The 20,464-nt window shown below is 66.0% G+C and carries 23 protein-coding genes; 9 read left to right on the top strand and 14 right to left on the bottom strand.

Translation table 11 applies throughout. The annotated features are described in order from the left end of the window. Positions 1 to 42: 42 nt before the first annotated feature. A complete protein-coding gene (locus tag WMC41_RS11170) occupies positions 43 to 1,050 on the bottom strand; it encodes a GlxA family transcriptional regulator (protein WP_133032976.1) in 1,008 nt (335 codons plus the stop codon). A gap of 298 nt (positions 1,051 to 1,348) precedes the next feature. Here WMC41_RS11170 and WMC41_RS11165 point away from each other — a divergent pair, with 298 nt between their 5' ends. Next, positions 1,349 to 1,957: a GNAT family N-acetyltransferase gene (locus tag WMC41_RS11165; protein ID WP_432348182.1), complete on the top strand. Its 609-nt coding sequence runs from the start codon at positions 1,349 to 1,351 to the stop codon at positions 1,955 to 1,957. An 86-nt stretch (positions 1,958 to 2,043) separates the two neighbouring features. On the opposite strand, the gene WMC41_RS11160 is transcribed toward WMC41_RS11165, so the two are convergent. Together WMC41_RS11160 and WMC41_RS11155 are read right to left on the bottom strand one after the other, a co-directional pair. After that, on the bottom strand, positions 2,044 to 2,247 hold the full coding sequence (locus WMC41_RS11160) for a hypothetical protein (protein ID WP_244769495.1): 204 nt from the start codon (positions 2,245 to 2,247) through the stop codon (positions 2,044 to 2,046). Between the two features lie 105 nt (positions 2,248 to 2,352). Then, a complete protein-coding gene (locus WMC41_RS11155; RefSeq protein WP_288077889.1) occupies positions 2,353 to 2,571 on the bottom strand; it encodes a hypothetical protein in 219 nt (72 codons plus the stop codon). 116 nt (positions 2,572 to 2,687) lie between these two features. Between WMC41_RS11155 and WMC41_RS11150 the strand changes: the two genes are divergently transcribed. Continuing rightward, complete coding sequence (locus WMC41_RS11150; RefSeq protein WP_244769497.1) at positions 2,688 to 3,605, top strand: LysR family transcriptional regulator; 918 nt, start codon at positions 2,688 to 2,690, stop codon at positions 3,603 to 3,605. Positions 3,606 to 3,802: 197 nt separating this feature from the next. Here WMC41_RS11150 and WMC41_RS11145 read toward each other — a convergent pair whose 3' ends face one another. From WMC41_RS11145 to WMC41_RS11110, 8 genes are all read right to left on the bottom strand, one after another. After that, complete coding sequence (locus WMC41_RS11145; RefSeq protein ID WP_432348180.1) at positions 3,803 to 5,875, bottom strand: ASKHA domain-containing protein; 2,073 nt, start codon at positions 5,873 to 5,875, stop codon at positions 3,803 to 3,805. Between the two features lie 36 nt (positions 5,876 to 5,911). Continuing rightward, positions 5,912 to 6,235, bottom strand: coding sequence for a hypothetical protein (locus tag WMC41_RS11140; protein WP_272805730.1), 324 nt, complete (start codon positions 6,233 to 6,235; stop codon positions 5,912 to 5,914). 1 nt (position 6,236) lies between these two features. Continuing rightward, the gene (locus WMC41_RS11135; protein WP_064330372.1) at positions 6,237 to 7,202 is read right to left on the bottom strand and encodes a methyltetrahydrofolate cobalamin methyltransferase; all 966 of its coding nucleotides are present in this window, start codon (positions 7,200 to 7,202) and stop codon (positions 6,237 to 6,239) included. 231 nt (positions 7,203 to 7,433) lie between these two features. Next, a complete protein-coding gene (locus WMC41_RS11130) occupies positions 7,434 to 8,528 on the bottom strand; it encodes a methylenetetrahydrofolate reductase (protein ID WP_288077887.1) in 1,095 nt (364 codons plus the stop codon). Positions 8,529 to 8,531: 3 nt separating this feature from the next. Then, positions 8,532 to 9,116, bottom strand: coding sequence for a methylenetetrahydrofolate reductase C-terminal domain-containing protein (locus WMC41_RS11125; RefSeq protein ID WP_244769502.1), 585 nt, complete (start codon positions 9,114 to 9,116; stop codon positions 8,532 to 8,534). Continuing rightward, positions 9,109 to 9,411 (bottom strand): virulence factor, encoded by a 303-nt coding sequence (locus WMC41_RS11120; RefSeq protein WP_064330369.1) that lies wholly within the window; start codon positions 9,409 to 9,411, stop codon positions 9,109 to 9,111. The genes WMC41_RS11125 and WMC41_RS11120 overlap by 8 nt, the downstream gene beginning before the upstream one ends. A 110-nt stretch (positions 9,412 to 9,521) precedes the next feature. Further along, a complete protein-coding gene (locus tag WMC41_RS11115) occupies positions 9,522 to 10,289 on the bottom strand; it encodes a formyl transferase (RefSeq protein ID WP_432348179.1) in 768 nt (255 codons plus the stop codon). Positions 10,290 to 10,529: 240 nt separating this feature from the next. Continuing rightward, positions 10,530 to 11,120, bottom strand: a complete 591-nt coding sequence (locus WMC41_RS11110) for a DUF1638 domain-containing protein (protein WP_432348177.1) — start codon at positions 11,118 to 11,120, stop codon at positions 10,530 to 10,532. A gap of 92 nt (positions 11,121 to 11,212) precedes the next feature. Between WMC41_RS11110 and WMC41_RS11105 the strand changes: the two genes are divergently transcribed. Further along, positions 11,213 to 11,347, top strand: a complete 135-nt coding sequence (locus WMC41_RS11105; RefSeq protein ID WP_244769674.1) for an entericidin — start codon at positions 11,213 to 11,215, stop codon at positions 11,345 to 11,347. 51 nt (positions 11,348 to 11,398) lie between these two features. On the opposite strand, the gene WMC41_RS11100 is transcribed toward WMC41_RS11105, so the two are convergent. Further along, positions 11,399 to 12,094, bottom strand: coding sequence for a corrinoid protein (locus tag WMC41_RS11100; RefSeq protein ID WP_064330367.1), 696 nt, complete (start codon positions 12,092 to 12,094; stop codon positions 11,399 to 11,401). Positions 12,095 to 12,432: 338 nt separating this feature from the next. Between WMC41_RS11100 and WMC41_RS11095 the strand changes: the two genes are divergently transcribed. From WMC41_RS11095 to WMC41_RS11075, 5 genes are all read left to right on the top strand, one after another. After that, positions 12,433 to 14,016, top strand: a complete 1,584-nt coding sequence (locus tag WMC41_RS11095) for a trimethylamine methyltransferase family protein (protein ID WP_432348174.1) — start codon at positions 12,433 to 12,435, stop codon at positions 14,014 to 14,016. Between the two features lie 107 nt (positions 14,017 to 14,123). Continuing rightward, positions 14,124 to 14,816, top strand: a complete 693-nt coding sequence (locus WMC41_RS11090; RefSeq protein WP_432348173.1) for a ferredoxin — start codon at positions 14,124 to 14,126, stop codon at positions 14,814 to 14,816. A gap of 53 nt (positions 14,817 to 14,869) precedes the next feature. Next, positions 14,870 to 15,622 carry a phosphodiester glycosidase family protein gene (locus WMC41_RS11085; protein ID WP_432348171.1) on the top strand — a complete coding sequence of 251 codons (753 nt, stop codon included), beginning with the start codon at positions 14,870 to 14,872 and terminating at the stop codon, positions 15,620 to 15,622. Between the two features lie 81 nt (positions 15,623 to 15,703). Next, the gene (locus WMC41_RS11080) at positions 15,704 to 16,225 is read left to right on the top strand and encodes an RNA polymerase sigma factor (RefSeq protein WP_432348169.1); all 522 of its coding nucleotides are present in this window, start codon (positions 15,704 to 15,706) and stop codon (positions 16,223 to 16,225) included. Positions 16,226 to 16,239: 14 nt separating this feature from the next. Further along, positions 16,240 to 18,327, top strand: a complete 2,088-nt coding sequence (locus tag WMC41_RS11075) for a YfbK domain-containing protein (RefSeq protein ID WP_432348167.1) — start codon at positions 16,240 to 16,242, stop codon at positions 18,325 to 18,327. Positions 18,328 to 18,716: 389 nt separating this feature from the next. On the opposite strand, the gene WMC41_RS11070 is transcribed toward WMC41_RS11075, so the two are convergent. Further along, positions 18,717 to 19,016 (bottom strand): hypothetical protein, encoded by a 300-nt coding sequence (locus WMC41_RS11070; RefSeq protein WP_432348165.1) that lies wholly within the window; start codon positions 19,014 to 19,016, stop codon positions 18,717 to 18,719. Between the two features lie 97 nt (positions 19,017 to 19,113). Between WMC41_RS11070 and WMC41_RS11065 the strand changes: the two genes are divergently transcribed. Next, entirely contained in the window at positions 19,114 to 19,998 is an 885-nt protein-coding gene (locus WMC41_RS11065) for a LysR family transcriptional regulator (RefSeq protein WP_432348164.1), read from the top strand. Here the strand turns inward: WMC41_RS11065 and WMC41_RS11060 are convergent. Beyond that, a complete protein-coding gene (locus WMC41_RS11060) occupies positions 19,983 to 20,330 on the bottom strand; it encodes a hypothetical protein (RefSeq protein WP_272805720.1) in 348 nt (115 codons plus the stop codon). The two genes, WMC41_RS11065 and WMC41_RS11060, sit on opposite strands and share 16 nt — an antisense overlap. Positions 20,331 to 20,464: the final 134 nt, after the last annotated feature.

Here is a 20,464-nt window from a genome sequence, read left to right as displayed (position 1 = left end):
AGCAAAACCGCTTCGCACTTTTGCTGGAACTGCTCTAATCGGTCAGCGGGCGATGGCCGACAGCGTCAGCTTGCGCTCGGCGCGCTCCTGCTGGGGCGAGCGGTTGTAGAGTTCACGGTAACACTTGGAGAAGTGCGAGGCGGAGACGAAGCCGCAGGCGACCGCCACTTCCACCACCGGCATCGAGGATTGCACGAGCAGGTGGCGCGCCCGGTCGAGCCGGATCTCGAGATAGTAGCGGGCGGGCGAGCGGCCCATCTCCTGGCGGAACAGCCGCTCGATCTGCCGGCGCGAGAGATCCGCGCTGTCGGCGATCTCCAGCAGCGACAGCGGCTCGGAGAGGTTGCTCTCCATCAGTTCGATGATCGACAGCACCTTGGCGTTCTGCACGCCGAGGCGGGCGCGCAGCGGCAGGCGCTGGCGGTCGTGCGGCCCGCGCACGCGGTCGGTCAGCGCCTGTTCGCAGACGCGGTTGACGAGGTTCTCGCCGAAATCCTGGTCGATCAGGTTCAGCATCATGTCGAGCGATGCGGTGCCGCCGGCACAGGTATAGATGTTGCTGTCGATCTCGTAGAGGTCGGCATAGACGTCGGCCTGCGGGAAGGCCTCGGCGAAGCCCGGCAGGTTCTCCCAGTGGATCGCGCAGCGCTTGCCGGTGAGCAGGCCCGCCTGGGCGAGCACATGGGCACCGGTGCACAGCGAGCCGACGGCGATGCCGCGGTTGTAGACCTCGCGCAGCCAGGCGTTGACCGACTTGTTGGAGAAGTCCTCGACATAGATGCCGGAACAGACCAGCACCATGGAGGGGCGGTTCTCGCCGCCGAGATATTTGCGCTCGTCGGCGAGCGAGGAGTTCACCTCGATGCCGATGCCGCTGGAGGAGAGCACCTGCTGGCCGTCCGTCGAGGCGAGACGCCAGGTATAGGCCTCGTAGCCGAGCATGCGGTTGGCGATGCGCAGGGTCTCGATCGCCGCCGAGAAGGGCAGCATGGAGAAGTTGGGCACCAGGAAGAAGACGAGAGAGCGCTTCTTGACGTTTGGCTTGTTCATCGGAGTGTCCATGCTGGAGGCGCGATGTCGCAATCGTTGCAGGCTGTCCGGCAGGCGCGCTAGTATTTTTGCGACACCGAAAGGGATGGTTACGACTGAATCCCGCTGCGTATCGCTGAAATGCCAGTGCCTTCCGGCGGAATTGTGTCCATGCCTTCGCACTTGCACATTTGCGACCCTGCCGCCGGCATCGTCCGATTGCGACAGCTTGCCCCGATACACGGGAACCGCGTCGTTCCGTTTGACAACCAGGCCCGCCTCGCGACATAGGAAGCAGGATTTTTGCAGGGTGATGTCGATGCTGCCAGATGGATATTCGGATGTGCCGGCGGGCAAGCTCGCCGCCGTGGTGACCTGCCTTGAAATGCGGGCACCGCCGCCCGAGCGCGCCGATCCCGAACAGGCCGGCATCACGCTCGAGCGCATCGCCCGGCCGGAGATCGCCTGGTATCGCGACCTCTACGGCCGCATCGGTGCCGAATGGCTCTGGGCCTCGCGCCTTGCCATGCCCGAGGCCGATCTCGCCGAAATCCTCCATCACCCGGATGTCGAGGTCCATGCCGTGATGAAGGACGGGCGGGGCGAGGGGCTGCTGGAGCTGGATTTTCGCGAGGCGGGCGTCTGCGAGCTCGCCTTCTTCGGCCTGACGCCGGCGATCATCGGCAATGGAACGGGGCGCTGGCTGATGAACCGGGCGATCGCGCGGGCCTGGTCGCGGGAGGGACATCCGCCGATCCGCCGCTTCTGGGTGCATACCTGCACGCTCGACGCGCCGCAGGCCCTGTCATTCTATATCCGCTCCGGCTTCACGCCCGTGAAGCGCCAGGTGGAGGTCTTCGACGATCCGCGGGTGACGGGCATCCTGCCGGAAACGGTGGCGCCAAAGGTGCCGATCCTGCGGCCATGAAAAAAACCGCCGGAGGGACGTTTGACGTCAGCTCCGGCGGTGTTCGGCGTCGTCTTCCTTTGGCGGGTTGCCGCTACAGTCGTCCGTCATCGTGTGGTCTTGTCCCACGAACGGAAGCCGATGTCCTTGCGCTGGTCGAAGGACAGGCCTTCCAGCTCGCGCTCGGTGCGATAGCGCCGCCAGGCGGAGACGATCCGTTCGAAGGCATCCCGGACGGGACGGGACAGGCTGCCGGCGTGACGGGTGCCAGACGCACGCCGTACCGGACGATGTTCCAATGCTATTGCCATTTCAGGGTCCTTTCGAGCTTGGGAGGTTTCGAAAGGTCGCGACCTTGATCGTGACTATGTCGCAACCTCATGCATCAATCAAACGAATATATTTGATTGGATTGATCAGCGTTCCTCATGGTTGGCAACGGCCGGCCAGTTGATGTCGTCCTTGAGGTAGGGCGGCAGCTGCGCCAGTTCCTCGGCCGTGTGGCGGGCCGCATTGCGCCGGCGGCGGGCTTCGATCGCGTCGCCCACGAAGCGCCGTATTGCGTAGTAAAATCCGTTTCCACGAACCGTAACGGCGAGATCGGCGCCGTTCGCGTATGATTTCTGCGTATCCATGGCGTTTTTCCTTTCACTCGTTGGCTTGTGAGGTTGACTATCCGCCCATCTCGGTTTTCAATCAAACGAAATGAAGTGACAGTTTGCTTCAGATTTTCTGATCCATGGAGGTAGGCATGAACCTGCTGATGCGCCAGACGCTCCCCTTGCTGGAACTCGACATCCTGAAAACCTTCGTGGCGATTGCCGAGACCGGCAACTTCACCACGGCCGCCGAGACGGTGCACCGCACGCCGTCCGCGGTCTCCATGCAGATCAAGAAATTGGAGGAACTGCTCGGCTGCACGCTGTTCCGCCGCGATGCGCGCTCCGTGGTGCTGACGCATCATGGCGAGGTGCTGCTCTCCTATGCGCGCCGCCTGATCGCGCTCAGCAACGAGGCGGTGTCGCGCTTCATGATGCCGGAAATGAACGGCGTGGTGCGGCTCGGCGCGCCGGACGACGTCGGCGAGCTCATCCTGCCGGAAGTGCTGCGCCGCTTTGCCGAGACCTATCCGTCGATCGCCGTCAACGTGTCGATTGAGACGAGCGGCAACCTGCGCCGCGCCGTCGCCGAGCGGCGGCTCGACCTTGCCATCTTCAATGCCACCGACGGCACGATCCCCGTTCCGGGCGAGGTCCTGCTCAAGGAGCAGCTCGTCTGGGCCGGCAAGAACTGCGGCAATGCGCATCTGAAGAACCCGCTGCCGGTATCGGTCTGGGAGGAGGGCTGCATCTGGCGGGCGCGGGCGCTGGAGGAGCTGAGCCGTTCGGGCCGCGATTTCCGCGTCGCCTATTTCTGTGCCCATCACATGGGCCAGCGCGCCGCGATCCGGGCGGACCTCGCGGTCGCGCCGCTCGCGCGCTTCCTGGTGGGGGACGACATGGTGGCGCTCGGCGAGAAGGACGGCCTGCCGGATCTCGGCCACTACCTGATCGGCCTCGTCGTCAACGAGGAGGCCGAGACGCCGGCGCTCGCCGTGGCGGATTACATCCGCGCCGCCTTCGCCCGCATCGAGCGCCGGCCGATGGACATGCTGCAGGTCGCCTGCTGAGACAGGAGCGGCTGATACCCCCCTCTGCCCTGCCGGGCATCTCCCCCACAAGGGGGGAGATTGGATGGAGCAGCGTTTCGCCCATCTTGAGCGATGCGATTTAAGCAAGGTGCCCGACTCCTGCCGGGCATCTCCCCCCTTGTGGGGGAGATGCCCGGCAGGGCAGAGGGGGGCAACTCCGAGCCCGGAGGCCGCCGCTATTCCCTGCTCCGCCGCCTTCGCCGCCCGCCGCCTTCGCCGCCGCCGTCGTCGGCCAGCACCTTGCGCTCCGGCAGGGTCACCACCTTGGCAAGCTCCGGGAAGGGGTCCACCTTGTTGGGCAGCGCCATGGCGTTGACGAAGAGCTGCTGGAAGCTGGGCTCCAGCGCGGTCTCGATCTTCTCGATGCGGGCGACGGTGCGCTCGATCTCGCGGCGGTGGTCGCGGTTGAGGAGGGCCATGAGCGCGCCCGTGCCGGCGGCATTGCCGACGGCCTTCACCTCGTCGAGGTCGCAGTCCGGGATGAGGCCGAGCACCATGGCGTATTTCGGATCGATGAAGGAACCGAAGGCGCCGGCGAAGCGGATCGTGTCGACATGGTCGATGCCCTGCTTTTCCATGAGCAGCTTGATGCCGGCATAGAGCGCGGATTTGGCGAGCTGGATGGCGCGGATGTCGTTCTGCGTCACGGTGATGCGCGGTTCGCCGTCGTGCAGGAGATAGGAGAAGGTACGGCCGTTCTGAAGGATGCGCGGGCTCCTCTCCGCCATCGCGCCATCGACCACGCCGTCCTCGGAGATGATGCCGGACAGGTACATCTCCGCGACGACCTCGATGATCGCCGAGCCGCAGATGCCGGTGACGCCGACGCTGGCGGCGGCCTCGGCGAAACCGTCCTCGTCCGACCACTTGTCGACGTCGATAACGCGGAAGCGCGGCTCCAGCGTCACGGGATCGATGCGCACGCGCTCTATCGCGCCCGGGGCGGCGCGCTGGCCGGAGGAGATTTCCGCGCCCTCGAAGGCAGGTCCCGTGGGCGAGGAGGCGGCAACGACGCGGTTCCTGTTGCCGAGCACGATCTCCGCATTGGTGCCGACATCGACCAGCAGCATCATGCGATCCTGCCGATAGGGGCCCTCGGCGAGGGTCGCGCCAGCGGCATCCGCACCGACATGGCCGGCGATGCAGGGCAGGGTGTAGAGCCGGGCGCCGCGGTTCACCTCGATGTCGAGTTCATGCGCCCAGTATTGCAGCGCGCCCGACACGGCGAGCGCGAAGGGCGCCTGGCCGAGCTCCGTCGGGTCGATGCCGAGGAAGAGGTGGTGCATGATGGGGTTGGCGACGAACACCATGTCGAGGATGTCGTGCCGGTCGACCTCGCCTTCGGCGCAGACCTTGCCGATCAGGCCGTTGACGGCCTCGCGCACCGCCTTCGTCATGGCTTCCCGGCCGTCCGGGTTCATCATGACGTAGGAGACGCGGCTCATCAGGTCTTCGCCGAAGCGGATCTGCGGGTTGGACGTGCCGGAAGAGGCGACGATGCGGCCCGACAGCAGCGAGACGAGATGCATGGCGATGGTCGTCGAGCCGATGTCGCAGGCGATGCCGTAGGCCTCGTTCTTGAGGCCCGGATAGAGGGCGACGATGAAGGGGCGCGATGAATCCATGTCGCGGTGGATGGCGGCGGTGACGCCCCAGTTGCCCTTGCGCAGGATCGACTGCACCTGCGGGATGAGGTGGGGGGCGATGAGCAGGTCCTTCCAGCCCCAGTCCTTCTCCAGCATCACCTTCAGGCGGTCGAGGTCGCCGAGCGGCTTGTGCATGTCCGGCTCGTCCACCTCGACATAGCAGAGCTGGATGGCGGCGTTGCGCTCGATGACGCGATCCGTCGCGGCCTTGCGCACGACCTGCGCGTTGATGACGGTGTCCTGCGGCACGTCGACGACGAGGTCGCCGAGGATGAGGGCGGAACAGGAGAGGCGGCGGCCTTCCGGCAGGCCGCGGATCTTCTCGTAGCGCTCCTCCTTCGGCCCCTTTTCCGAGATATGGTCGAGCGAGGAGACGATCTTGTGCTTGGCGAAATTGCCTTCCTGCACCTCGATCTGACAGCGCCCGCAGGTCGCGCGTCCGCCGCAGACGCTCTCGACATAGACGCCCAGCTTGCGCGCGGCTTCCAGGACCGGCGTGCCGACCGGGAAGCGGCCGCGCTTGCCCGAGGGCATGAAGAGGACGAACGGTTCCTTTGCCGAAGCTTCCGTCATGTTGGTCTCGTTCTCACCTTCGATGCGCATCGGTCGTACTTTCTCTTGGGCGTCAAGCGGCGCATCTCAGCCCTTCTTGGCCGAGAGACGTCGCACATTGCGGCGCACGCGCTTGCCATAGGGTTTCAGCGCGGCTTCGGAGACGGCGCGGGCCGTGGCTTCGGGCGAGGCCGCCGTCATCATGGCCTTGGCAACAGCAAAATTGGCTGCCACGACGCTTTCCGCCGTGGCAGCCATCTTTTCGGTGACCATCCGGGTCATCTCGGCGGTGTTCTGCGTCGATCCCGTCAGCGCCGCCATCTGCATCTCGTGGCAGCGCATGGCGATCACGAGAGGCGCCTCCAGCCAGAGGCTGAAGGCGTCGCGACGAAGCTGGCGCCTGCCGGCCACGTTATTCTCGCGCCGCGCCGGCGCCGGCGCGGGCTGCGCGGCCGCCACGGCGACCGCCGCCGGCTGCCGGTGCTGCGGATGCGGCCGCGACGGCGCCGCCTTCGGCGGGCTTGTGGTCGCGGTAGGTCATGATCCAGTTGGTGCAGTTGGCATCCGTGCCGTTGAGCACGTTGGCGGCGCGCACGGCCTCCATTTCCTGCGGGCGGCAGGGGTTCATGATGGCCGAGGTCATGCCGGCGCCGATGACCATGGGGATGAAGCCGGCATTGATGCCGTGGCGGTGCGGCAGGCCGAAGGAGATGTTGGAAAGGCCGCAGGTCGTGTTGACCTTCAGCTCGTTGCGCAGGCGATAGAGCAGCTGGAAGACTTGGCGGCCGGCATCGCCCAGCGCGCCGATCGGCATGACGAGCGGGTCGACGACGATGTCGTGCGGCTTGATGCCGTGGTCCATGGCGCGCTCGACGATCTTCTTGGCGACGGCGAAACGCACGTCCGGGTCCATGGAGATACCGGTCTCGTCGTTGGAGATCGCGACGACCGGCACGTCGTACTTCTTGACGAGCGGCAGGATGGCTTCGAGCTTCTCCTCCTCGCCGGTGACGGAGTTGACCAGCGGGCGGCCCTTGGCGACCTTCAGGCCGGCCTCGATGGCGGCGGTGACCGACGAGTCGATGGCAAGCGGGATGTCGACGAGGCCCTGGACGATCTCCAGCGTCTGCACCAGAAGGCCCGGCTCCGTCTCGTTCGGGTTGACCGAGGTCACGCCCGCATTGATGTCCAGCATGGTGGCGCCGGCGGCGACCTGTTCCAGCGCGTCCTTGATGACGGTCTCGAAATTGCCGGCCTGCATTTCCGCGGCCAGCTTCTTGCGGCCGGTCGGGTTGATGCGTTCGCCGATGACGCAGAAGGGCTGGTCGAAACCGATGACGATTTCGCGGGTGGCCGAGGCGACGATGGTGCGTGTCATATAGGGTCCTCTGGGGCGGGGCGCTGGGTCTGGTCTAGCGCGCGATTTCCGGTGTTGCAATGCTGGCGGCGGGCGGAGAGGAAGCCCCCTCATCCGGCCCTTCGGGCCACCTTCTCCCCGAGGGGGAGAAGGGGAGTGGAGACGTCTCGTTTTCCCCCTTCTCCCCCTGGGGGAGAAGGTGCCGGCAGGCGGATGAGGGGGATATCTCCAACATAGGCGTTCGTCTTCCGGTCAATGGGGGTGATGGGCGGCGGTCTCGGCCATCTGCTGCTGGTTCTGTTCGACGCCCTGGCGGGTCCTTTCGATGCGTTCGGCAACGAGCTGGTCGACCGGGTTCGGCTCGCGCTTCCAGGGCTGGCGGCCCTTCAGCACGCCGGAATCATGCACGATCTCCGCGACATATTCCTCCTGCCGGTAGGCCATGACGTGAATGCCGGAAACGCCCTCGATCTCCTTCACCTCGTTGATGATGTCGATGCAGAGCTGCTTGCCTTCCTTCTTCTGGTCCTGGGCGCCCTCGAGCCGTGCGATGACGGAATCGGGAATGTGGATGCCCGGCACGTTGGAGCGGATCCACTTCGCCGTCTTGGCCGAGGCCATCGGGCCGACGCCGACGAGGATGTAGCATTTCTCGTCGAGGCCGAGGTCGCGCACCTTCTTCATGTATTCGCGGAACATCGGCACGTCGAAGCAGTACTGGCTCTGCACGAACTGCGCGCCGGCCTCGATCTTCTTGGCGAGGCGATAGGGGCGGAAGTCGTAGGGCGGGGCGAAGGGGTTGATCGCCGCACCGAGGAAGACCTTCGGCGGCGTCGTCAGCTTGCGGCCGGAGAGGAACTTCGAATTGTCGCGCATGATGCGCACGGTCTCGAGCAGCGACATGCAGTCGAGGTCGAAGACCGGCTTTGCGCCGGGCTGGTCGCCGGCCTGCACGCCGTCGCCGGTCAGGCACATGATGTTGCACACGCCCATGGCCGCGCCGCCGAGCACGTCGCCCTGGATGGCGATTCGGTTCTTGTCGCGGCAGGCGATCTGCATGATCGGCGCATAGCCCATGCGGGTGAGCAGCGCGCAGATGCCGACGGAGGACATGTGGCAGTTGGCGCCCGACGCGTCGACCGCGTTGATGCCATCCACCCAGCCGTCGAAGACCGCGGCGCGGGCGTAGACGTCTTCCGGATTGGCGCTGTCGGGCGGGTTCAGTTCCGTCGTGACGGCGAATTCGCCGCGGCGCAGCACGCGCTCCAGCCGGCCGAGCGAGGAATGGCCGGGCAGGGGATCGAGCGGCAGGTGCGGGCCGAGCGGGTTTTCATCGATATGCGCCATGGATCAGGCGTCCTTTCCGGCAGCGGCGGCTTCCCTGGCCGCGGCAGCCTCGGCCGTCACGCGCAGCCAGGAGGAGGTTTCGCGCAGCGACTGGTTCACCGGTTTCTGCACGTTCATGATGGCATCCCCCTTCGCCATGTTCTGCGATCCCTTCCAGGCCTGGACCCAGACGCAGGGCATGTCCGGCTCCACTTCGCAATTGCCGTTGGCGCGAACGCCGCCGCAGGGGCCGTTGCGAAGCTGCTTGGGACAGTTCATCGGGCAGGACATGCCCGTGGACGACAGCGCGCACTGGCCGCACATGCGACAGTCGAAGAGAAAACCCTTCACATGGCGCTCGACGAAGGTGATCGGCCGCTCGACGCGCTGGTAGCCGAGAAGCTTCCAGACGGGGTGCAGCAGCAGGAAGCCCTGGGCGAAGCGGTGGTAGAACCACTCGAAGAAGCGGGAATGGCGCACGGCCCACAGGCGGACGGTGTATTTGTGCCGGGCCCGGCGGCTCGGCGACACGCCGGCCGGGGTGAAGGCGCCGGTGGCGGCCTTCTTGGCGGGGGCGGCATTGCCCGGTTTCTGGACGGCGTCAGCCATTGTCGCGGCCTCCGGCCTTGACGAGGGCGACGAGCCGCTCGCGGTCATAGGCGGCTTCCAGCTCGGCCGCGGCCCTGTCGGCTTCCGCCTCCAGGTCGTCGGAGACCGGAACGGGATCGGCCTTGCGCCATTCGGCGAGATAGTCGTCCGTTTCGGCCGCGCCGGTGCGCATGGCGCACATGTCGATCGCCTCGGTGAAGCGCAGCGACAGTTCCCGCTTGGCGCTCGTGCGGCCCTTCTTGATGATGACCTGGGCGGGGATGTCGCGCCAGTAGACGATGATGCGGTCTGCCATGTCGAAAATTCTCCTCGCGCTGACAATGCGATCTTGCCGCGTCGCGGGCTTCACCCGCCACGACTGCCCCATGCTCAAAAACGACGCGGGATTCGACTATACAGAAGGTTTTACCAGATGCCGCGGGTCACGCCGTTCCAGAGCCAGGTCCAGATCGGCGGATGATACCATTGCCGCGAGGGCGCCGCTATTTTCAATGGCTTGAGATTGCCGGCCGCCGCATCGCGCATCGCCTCGACGATGATGCCGGTCGAGGCCGCCGTCTGGAGCAGCGGATAGGTGTGCATCGTGTCGCGTTTGGAAGGTTTGACGCGCCGCTGGTAGAGCACGTCGCCGGTGTCGACGCCGGGATCGACAAGATGCACGGTGGCGCCGAAATTCTCCTCGTCGCGCGCGATGCGCGCCCAGTAGCCGCCCTGCAGGCCGCGATATTGCGGGTTGATGCCGGCGTGGAAGTTGAGGACGGGGCAGGGGATCGCGGCAAGCGTTTGCGCCTTCATCATGCGGCAGCTGACGAGGAGCAGCGCCGCCGGGCGGATTTTCCCGAGTACTTCGAGAAGTTCGGGGCTGTTGGCGGAGGGTACTGCTATGCGGCGGATTTGCGAATCGGGCGAGGGGTTTACGCCGAACTCCTCGATGATTTCCTGAGCGCGTTTCGTGGTGAAGCGCTTGCCGTATTTCGAGACGACCATGGTGGCGAGCTGGCCGAGGGCCTGCACCCAGCCGAGCTTCTTCGCCCGGCGCCGGATGAAGAGCTTTTTCGATTCGGGCTTTTCCTCGATGACGACGAGGCTCGGGAAAGCGGCCTTGAGGGCGTTGACGACGATTTCCGGGTTGGGGCCGGGCTGGATCAGAATGGCGATGGTCGGTGCCGTCATCGAGGAGCCTATGCATTTGCCTGTGCCCCTCATCCGGCTGCCGCCACCTTCTCCCCGCAAGCGGGGAGAAGGGATTGCCGCGCCGTATCCCGTGACGCGAGCGTTTCGTGAGCCGCGTCCCCTCTCCCCGCTTGCGGGGAGAGGGCTAGGGTGAGGGGCTATTCGGCCGGCACTGTCGCGCGCGGAGTTTATCGCCGCCTTAAGAGAAGGCGGCATCCGGCCGGATTGGCTAACCGTTCCTTACCGCGCGTGCAAAAGCTCGCCCGTCAGGTCGCCGTAGCCGGTGAAGCGGTATTCGTAGGCGAGGCCGAGATAGTCCGCCGCCTCCTTCGCCTTCTGCTGCAGGCCCTCGTCCTCGACCTGCGAGAGATAGACGAGCTTCTCGTAATTGCCGAAATACATGTCCTTCAGCTGCGGATAACGGTCGAGGCCGAGCGGTTCGATGACGAAGGCACGGAACTGGCGGGCGAGGAAATCGGTGAGGAAGAAGGAGGTGACGTCGTCGTCCTTGGCCGCAAAGGCCTCGTTGCCGGCGAAGAAGGAGTAACAGTGCGGTCCGGCGATGCGTTCGACGCCCTCGCGCTCGCAGAGCCGGTCGAGCAGGCCGCCCGTGCCGCAATCCGCATAGCCGACGAAGATGCGCGAAAACCCCTCGGCGCGCGCTTCGGCGATCGCCTGCTCCACGCCGGGAGTGATCTTTTCCGGATGGGCGTGCCAGATGGCGGGAAGACAGAGAAGGTCGATATGGGAAAGACCGTTCGCCTCGCGGATGGCGAGGACCTCGCGGGCGATGGCGCCGCAGGCGATGACGCGAACTTTTTCCGCGTTCATGCGTTCACCGGTGGGACTTCCATCCCGAAGTTCTGCGTCAACCACATCCATGAAAAGGGACTCCAATCATGACTGGGACGAACCTGACCCGTATGACCATCGTTCTCGCCGCGCTCCTGGCGCTCAGCGCCTGCGGCAACACCATTCGCGGCATGGGGCGGGATACGGCCAATGCCGTGGATGCGACGCAGGCCGCCGGCCAGGACATCGACAACGCCGCAAACTAAAGGTCGTCAGCGGACGGCGCCAATTCAAGACCGGCGCCGTCGAATTCACGATCAGCCGGCAAGCATGTTGTGCTTGCGCTTCATGAATTCCTTGGCGGTTTCCACGGCCACGGCCGCATCGCGGCAGTAGGCGTCGGCGCCGACGGCCTTGCCGAATTCCTCGTTCAGCGGCGCGCCGCCGACGAGAACGACGTAGTCGTCGCGCAGGCCCTTTTCCTTCATCGTGTCGATGACGACCTTCATATAGGGCATGGTGGTCGTCAGCAGCGCCGACATGCCGAGGATGTCCGGCTGCTCGCGCTCGATGGCTTCGAGATAGTTCTCGACCGGGTTGTTGATGCCGAGGTCGATGACGTCGAAGCCGGCGCCTTCCATCATCATGCCGACGAGGTTCTTGCCGATGTCGTGGATGTCGCCCTTGACGGTGCCGATGACCATCTTGCCCTGCTTCGGCGCGCCGGTGGCGGCGAGCAGCGGGCGCAGGATCGCCATGCCGGCCTTCATCGCGTTGGCCGAGAGCAGAACTTCCGGCACGAAGAGGATGCCGTCGCGGAAATCGACGCCGACGATGCGCATGCCTTCGACGAGCGCCTGGGTGAGGACATCGTAAGGTGCCCAGCCACGCTCGAGCAGGATGTTGGTTCCTTCCTCGATTTCCTCCTTCAGGCCGTCGTAGAGGTCGTCGTGCATCTGCTGCACGAGCTCTTCGTCGGAGAGATCGGCGAGAATGATTTCGTCGTCGGACATGTTGTTTCCTCGTCTCCAGTGGCGCTGCGGGCGGCAGGCTCGTCGTACAAGAAATATCCTTCCTCTTGCGCGGACCTGATTTCGAAAGCGACGTCGCATATGGTGAAAAGCGACCCGCCGGACGCTTCTGTCATCCATAACGCGTAAAGCCGTGAATTGACAGTGCAAACCGAGGGATGGCGCTACGATCGCCGTCGCAATCCGGCTATAGTCGCCACGGTGCCGATATCCAGCGTGCGCCACCGCTTGGCGCTTTGAGAACCGTCCCGCCCCGGCGGCTTGCTAGCATAGGACGAGAGGCGCTTCTCCAGCGCCGGAAGAACAAGGAAAGACGGATCATGAGCGAGGACATTCAGCAGGTGGCAAGCGAGGGCGCCAGTGAAGGCGGCGGACGCCGGTCGCGTGAGGGGCGCGGTGCGGCCGCGCGGCGCGCATCGCGCACGGGAGGCGGTCCGGGCCCCTCGCTGCCCTACATCACCCGCAAGATCAAGGAATACGAGGTCCTCGACGAGGAAGGCCTGCAGCTCATCGAGGCGAATGCCGACCGGGTGCTGGAGGAGATCGGCATCGAGTTCCGCGAGGATCCGGAAGCGCTCCAGCTCTGGAAGGAAGCCGGCGCCGACGTCAAGGGCGAGCGCGTGCACTTTCCGAAGGGCCTTTGCCGCGAGCTCCTGAAGACCGCGCCGTCCAGCTTCACCTGGCATGCCCGCAATCCCGAGCGCAGCGTGCATATCGGCGGCAAGGCCACCGTCTTCGTGCCGGTCTACGGCCCGCCCTTCGTGCGCGACCTCGAAGGCAACCGCCGCTATGCGACGATCGAGGATTTCCGCAATTTCGTGAAGCTCGCCTATATGGCGCCGTCCATGCATTCTTCCGGCGGCACGGTCTGCGAGCCGGTGGACGTTCCGGTGAACAAGCGCCACCTGGACATGGTCTACAGCCACATCAAATATTCCGACAAGCCGTTCATGGGCTCGGTCACCGCGCCGGAACGCGCGGAAGACTCGATCGCCATGGCCAAGATCGTCTTCGGCGACGAGTTCGTCGAAAACAACACGGTCATGATGAACCTCATCAACGCCAACTCGCCGATGGTCTTCGACGAGACCATGGTGGGCGCGCTGAAGGTCTATGCGCGGCATAACCAGGCCTGCGTCGTCTCGCCGTTCATCCTGTCGGGCGCGATGAGCCCGGTGACGGTCGCCGGCACGCTGACGCAGATCCTGGCCGAGGTTCTCGCCGGCGCTTCCTTCACCCAGCTCATCCGCAAGGGCGCGCGGGTGCTGTTCGGCACCTTCGCCGCCTCGATCTCCATGCAGTCGGGCGCGCCGACCTTCGGCTCGCCCGAGCCTTCGCTCGTTTCCTACGGCGCGGCGCAGCTTGCCCGCCGTCTCGGCATTCCGTTCCGGACCGGCGGCTCGCTCTGCGGCTCGAAGATCCCGGATGCGCAGGCCGCCCACGAATCGGCCAACACGCTGAACATGACGCTGCTTGCCGGCACGAACTTCGTGCTGCATGCGGCCGGCTGGCTGGAAGGCGGCCTCGTCGCCTCCTACGAAAAGTTCATGATCGACCAGGACCAGCTCGGCATGCAGCAGAAGTTCGCCGAGGGCATCGACCTTTCGGAGAATGCGCAGGCGCTCGATGCGATCCGCGAGGTCGGCCCGGGCAGCCACTATCTCGGCTGCGCCCATACCCAGGCCAACTTCCAGACCGCCTTCTACCGCTCGCCGCTCGCCGACAACAACTCGTTCGAGCAGTGGGAGATCGAAGGCCAGAAGCGCATCGAGGACCGCGCCAACGCGCTCTGCCGCACCTGGCTGGAGAGCTACGAGGCGCCCTATCTCGACCCGGCGATCGACGAGGCGCTGCTCGCCTACGTCAAGAGCCGCAAGGACTCGATGCCGGACGCCTTCACCTGAAAGGGTCCCGATCGCGCCAGGGAGCAAGGCGGAGCAACGCGGGTGGCGGACATGATCCAGAAGGAAGTCTGGCGTCCCCACTATGAACTCAAGGGGGACGTGACCCGGTGAGGGGGTGTCGCCCCGATCTCGATACGATCCGTGCGGCTCTGAAGCCGCACGGTCTTTTTTTGCGCGGCACCGTGAACTTCGCCGGGGACGAGGTCGCACCGGACCTTGCGGATGGCCATCCTGCGGCCAGCGTCGCGCTCGTCGGCAATATCGGCAGCTCGATCTGGCCGGCCTTTTCGCGCTGGCGGGCCGAGCGGGCGGATCGCGGCGGCCCGGACCCGCTCGACGCCTGGTCGAAAGAGGTCGTCCAGGCCGTCGCCGCGGCGGCCGGCGCGACCGCCTGGTTTCCCTCCGATCCGCCCTGGCAGCCGTTCCAGCGCTGGGCCATGCGCGCGGAAGGCCTGAAGGCCTCGCCGCTCGGCATCCTCATCCATCCCGTCTATGGCCTCTGGCACGGCTATCGCGGCGCGCTCGGCTTTTCGATGCCGATCACGGATGCCCCTCTGCTTGCCGCGCCGCACCCCTGTGCGCACTGTCGCGACAAGCCGTGCCTGACGGCCTGTCCCGCCGGTGCCGTCCGTCTCGACATGTTCGACGTGCCCGCCTGCCGGGCGCATCTGTGCCTACCGGCGGGGCAGGGCGGCTGCATGGTCGCCGGCTGCCTTTCCCGCGCGGCCTGTCCCGTGGGGGCGGCCTATCGTTACGACGAGGCCCAGCTTCGCTTCCACATGGCGGCGCTGTCGCTTTGATCTTTTGTCGGGCCTGCTGCTAAATTCGCCGCATTGCCGGCGGAGCCAGGGGCATGCGCGTCCTTCTGTTCCTTTCCTTCCTTCTTGCCGCCCTGACCTTGCGGAGCGTTGCCATGGCCGAACCGCCGAAATGCGCCGAGATCGAGCATCTTTCCGGCCGCTACACCGTCTGCACATTCGACCCCGCGCAGGAGACGATCCGGCTCTTCGGTGCGGCGACGCTCGCCAGCCGCGGTGCGCGCTATGACCAGCTCAACACCCATCTCCTGCGCAACGGGCAGCACATGACCTTCGCCATGAACGGCGGCATGTATCACCCCGACTACGGGCCGGTCGGCCTGCTGGTGGAAGGGGGGCGGGAGACGGGCGCGCTCAACCGGGGCGATGCGTTCGGCAATTTCTTCCTCAAGCCGAACGGCGTGTTCTGGGTTGGCGAGGGCAGGGCCGGCGTGATGGAGACGGAGGCCTTCGCCAGGGCGGGGCTTTCGCCGCGCGAGGCGACGCAGTCCGGGCCGATGCTGGTCATCGACGGCAAGATCCATCCGCGGTTCCTTGCCGACGGCACGAGCCTGCAGATCCGCAACGGCGTCGGCAGCCTTCCCGACGGGCGGATCGCCTTCGTCATCTCGAACGATCCGGTCCGGTTCCACGACTTCGCGACGCTCTTCCGCGACCGGCTGCACAGCCGCAACGCGCTTTTCCTCGATGGCAGCATTTCCAGCCTCTACGCCCCGGAAATCCGGCGTCACGACCGCAATGCCGTGATGGGCATCATCATCGCCGTCGTGAAAAATCTGCCCTGGTGAGAAATTTTTTCGGAAGGACACCCAAGGATCGTCGCCCGACGCACGTCTGAAAGGATAGTGCACAGCAATCGGGATGGACCCGTGGAAACAGAACTCGTCGAAAAGGCGGCATCGGGCGACAGGCAGGCTTTCGCCGCGCTTGTCGAGAGCCGCTATGATTTCATCCATGCCGTTGCCTGGCGGTGGTGCGGCGACCGGCAGGATGCCGAGGACGTGGCGCAGGAGGTCTGCATACGCCTTGCAAGCGCCATCCGCGGCTTCAAGGGCGCGAGCCGCTTCGGTACCTGGCTCTATACGGTGACGCTGAACGCCGCGCGCGACCAGCTGCGCAAGCGCCGCCGGGCCGAATGGCGCGACGCCGCCTATCTGCGCGAACAGGCGGTGCTCGACGGCGCCCCCGCGGAGGACGGCAACGAGGAACTCTGGCAGGCGGTGCGCCAGTTGCCCGACAAGCAGCGCGACGCCGTGCTGCTGATCTACGGCGAAGGCCTCAGCCATGCGGCCGCGGCCGATGTGCTCGGCTGCGCCGAAACGACGATTTCCTGGCATGTGCACGAGGCCCGCAAGCGCCTGAAGGTGCTCTTGCGCGATGCGGCCGCGTGACGGAAGGACAGACGATGAGTGATCTCGACCTCGAAAAACTCGCCCGCGACAGGGTCCCTGCCGCCGACCCCGCGGCCCGCGCCCGCGCGCTCGCCGCCGCCATGGAGGCGTTCGACGGCGCGGAAAAAAATGCGGCCAGCCCCCAAGGATCGTCCGCAGGCGGGCGTCAAAGCTCCATCTTCAACCGGATATGGAACCCCATCATGAACCGCAGACTTCTCGCCGGCTCGGCCCTTGCCACGCTGCTCGTCGTGCCCGTCGCCGGCCTCGTGACCTATGAACTGGTGAACAACGGCACCGTGCCGTTCACCGTGACGACGGAGGTCGCCGAAACGTCCGGTGGCCAGGATCTGCGCGCCCGCCAGCAGGAAGCCAAGAAGACCACGCCGAACGCCGGCGAGCTTTCCGCGGCCCTGCAAAGCGGCGAGGCCCGGGACGGCAGCGCAGGGCAGGCGACCGGGGCGGAGGCGAAAGCGGAGGCCGCGCAGCCGACCGACATGCTGGCTGCCGAGCCTGTTCCGCTTGCCGAAGGCCGGGAAGAGGAGGCCGTCGCGGCCGCGCCGGATTCCTTTGCGTTGGGCGAAGCGGTCGCCACGCAGTCGCTCAGCCGCGCCATCACGCAGCCCTCCGCGACGGCGGACGCCATCGCGATGCCCGTGCCCGCGGAGGACCGCGAGCGTTTCGCCTCGGCCGATCCCAACCCGGTCAAGAGCGTCGCCACCGATCCGGTCTCGACTTTCTCCGCCGATGTCGATACGGCGTCCTATTCCTATGTGCGCCGCGCCCTGCTCGGCGGCGGCCTGCCGGACCGGGAGGCCGTTCGGGTGGAGGAACTGGTCAACTACTTCCCCTATGACTGGAAGGGGCCGGAGACGGCGGAAAAGCCGTTCAACGCCACCGTCACCGTCCTGCCGACGCCGTGGAACAAGGATACCGAACTGCTGCATATCGGCATCAAGGGGTTCGATACGGCGGCGACGGCGCAGCCTGCCGCCAACCTCGTCTTCCTCATCGACGTTTCCGGCTCGATGAACGAGCCGGACAAGCTGCCGCTCCTGAAGGGCGCCTTCCGCCTGCTGGTCGGCAAGCTGAAGGACACGGACACCGTCTCCATCGTCACCTATGCCGGCAATGCCGGCGTGGTGCTGGAGCCGACCGCGGCGAAGGACCGGCAGAAGATCCTCGACGCCATCGACACGCTGCAGCCGGGCGGCTCGACGGCGGGCGCGGAGGGCATCGAGACGGCCTACCGGCTGGCCGAGAAAGCCTTCAAGACGGATGGCGTCAACCGCGTCATGCTGGCGACGGACGGCGATTTCAACGTCGGTCCCGCAAGCGACGACGACCTGAAGCGCATCATCGAGGAACGGCGCAAGAGCGGCATCTTCCTCTCCGTGCTCGGCTTCGGCCGCGGCAACTACAATGACGGCATGATGCAGACGCTGGCGCAGAACGGCAACGGCACGGCCGCCTATATCGACACGCTGGCCGAGGCGCAGAAGACGCTGGTGGAGGAGGCGGGCGCCTCGCTCTTCCCCATCGCCAAGGACGTCAAGTTCCAGATCGAGTTCAACCCCGAGCGCATCGCCGAATACCGCCTGATCGGCTACGAGACCCGCGTGCTCAACCGCGAGGATTTCAACAACGACAAGGTGGATGCCGGCGACATCGGCTCCGGCCACCGGGTGACGGCGATCTACGAGGTGACGCCGAAGGGCAGCCCCGCCGTGCTGAACGACCCGCTGCGCTACGGCAAGGAAAACGCGGCAGCGGCGCCCGTGGCCGAGAGCGGCGAGCTCGCCTTCCTGAAGATGCGCTGGAAGAAGCCGGATGGCGACACGAGCGAACTCGCCACCCTGCCGGTGACCGATGCCGATGCCGTCGCCGACGTGAACGCCGCCGCGCCGGATGTGCGCTTCTCCGTCGCCGTCGCCGCCTTCGGGCAGAAGCTGAAGGGCGTGAGCGCCTTGCAGGACTATGCCTACGGCTCGATCCTCGGCCTTGCGGAAGCGGCGAAGGGCAACGACCCGTTCGGCTACCGCGCGGAGTTCCTGAAGCTCGTCCAGCTCGCCGGCGGCCTTTCCGGCGAGAAGGCGCAATAGGGCAGGCCGCCTTGCCTCAGGCCCGCCGGACCTTGTCCTTGCGGGCAGAGGCAATCGGTACTCCCTCTGCCCCACCGGCCATCTCCCTTTGAGGGTAAGGGATTCGCGCATAGGGGCAGGACGATGCCGCGACCCCTTCTCCCCCGGGGGGAGAAGGTGGCCCGAAGGGTCGGATGAGGGGGTGAGGCAGGTGCGATATTGCAATCATTTACGCCTTCGGTCTCCCCCTCATCCGCCTGCCGGCACCTTCTCCCCCCGGGGGAGAAGGGGTTGCGGCGACGATTGCATTCCATAGGCGATTGCCTTGCCCTCAAGCGGAGATGGCCGGCAGGCCGTAGAGGGAACGCCCCGCCATGCGAAACCACCATGCCGCAAGCCGAAGGAACGGCCTACGCGGCAGGCTTTTCCTTCGTATTGTGAAGATTGCTTGCGGAAGCGGGCGCGGCGTCGCCTTCGCCCCGCCTGCGGGGAGAAGGCGGCGGCAGCCGGATGAGGGGTGCCGTCCAGCGGCGCTCCCTGACCTGCGACAGGTGGGCATAGCCGCGCTCGCTGCCTTCGACCAAGGTCAGCCCCACATCGCGCAGCAGCCGTATATCCCGCCGCGCAACGAGCAGCCGCAAGGCCTCCCGCTCCGCCTGCCTGCGGCGAAACCGCATCCATTGTTCCAAGAGTTTTCCGATGATTCCCATGGCCTTGCCTTCCCTTGCAGGGCAAGCCAAGCAAAACCGTAGACATTTCACAAACGAATAGCGATTATGGCAGGCATCAGAAAAAGCGATGGCGCCAATGTATCCACCTCTCGAAAGTGACCTGCTCCGCATCTTCGTCGCCGTCGCCCAGGCCGGCAATGTCACGCATGCTGCCGACAGGCTCGGGCGAACGCAGTCGGCGATCAGCATGCAGGTGCGCAAGCTGGAGGAATCGGTGGGCGCGACGCTCTTCGAGCGCGGTCCGCGCGGCGTCGCCCTGACGCGGGAGGGCCAGCGGCTGCTGCCCTATGCGCGGCGCATCGTCGGGCTCGTCGACGAGACCACGGCGGCGATGCGCACGGTGCCGCTGGACGGGCCGGTGCGCGTCGGCATTCCGGAGGAATACAACCAGACGGTCCTGCCCAATGCGCTGGCGGCCTTCGCGGAAGTCCATCCGGATACCGAGGTGACGGTGCTGTGCGGCTACACCGCCCAGCAGCTTGCGGCGCTGGAGGCTGACGAACTGGACCTCGCCATCATCTTCGACTGGTGCGACGGGGTTACCGGCGAGCTGCTGGCGATCGACCCGACGGTCTGGGTCACCTCCGTGGCACACAACCGGCACCTGGAGCGCCCCATGCCGATCGCCGTCTACTGGCGCTCGAGCTGGTGCCGGGACTTTGCCCTGCGCTCGCTGGAGCGGCACGCGATCCCCTTCCGCACCGCCTATACCTGCGACACCAGCGGCGGGCTGCGCTCGGCGGTCATGAGCGGGCTCACCGTCGCGCCGCTATCGCGCAGCAACATTCCGCCCGGCACGCGCGAGCTGACCGCGGCGGAAGGCTTTCCGCCGATCGATGCCTCGCGCGTCGTGCTGAAGCGCAATCCCCGGCGCAGCGGGCCGACCATCGACGGCATGGCCGACATGATCCGCAAATCCTTCGGGCCGCTGGCGGTGCCGGCGGATCAGGCCTTCGGATAGGCCCGTTCGAGGCCGCCCGAGCGGGTAAGGCCGGTACGGAAGGCGACATAGGCGGCATGCTGGCTGGAGCGGGCAGCCTCGGTCAGCCGCATCTGCAGGCGCGCGGGCGCCGTCTCGCCCAGCCATTCGCCGAGCCTTTCCAGCTTCAGGGAATTGAGGAAACGGGCGCCGGCGGCGCGGTTGAGATAGAGGTCGAGACCTTCGAGCAGGTTCTCGTCCTGCTTGGGGTTTTCCATCAGAAGGCGCAGATAGGCCTGGTCGGCCTCGCCGAGGGCACCCAGCTTGTCGGCCACGGTCTCCCGGTCGGGAAAGGCTGCAAGATCGGCACTCATGATCGTCCCCCAAGAATCGCTCTGATTCTCATTTCTAACGCAATTCCGGACGCAAAACCGCTGTGGACTTTTGCTGGAATTGCTCTGGATAGACAGGGACAAAGCGGGTCGCCAGCCTGTGACCGAATGTTTGG

The organism is Shinella yambaruensis (assembly GCF_050859155.1).
GTDB lineage: Bacteria > Pseudomonadota > Alphaproteobacteria > Rhizobiales > Rhizobiaceae > Shinella > Shinella yambaruensis.
Note: the sequence above shows the minus strand (reverse complement) of the source record. Positions and strands in the feature narration are given on the sequence as shown.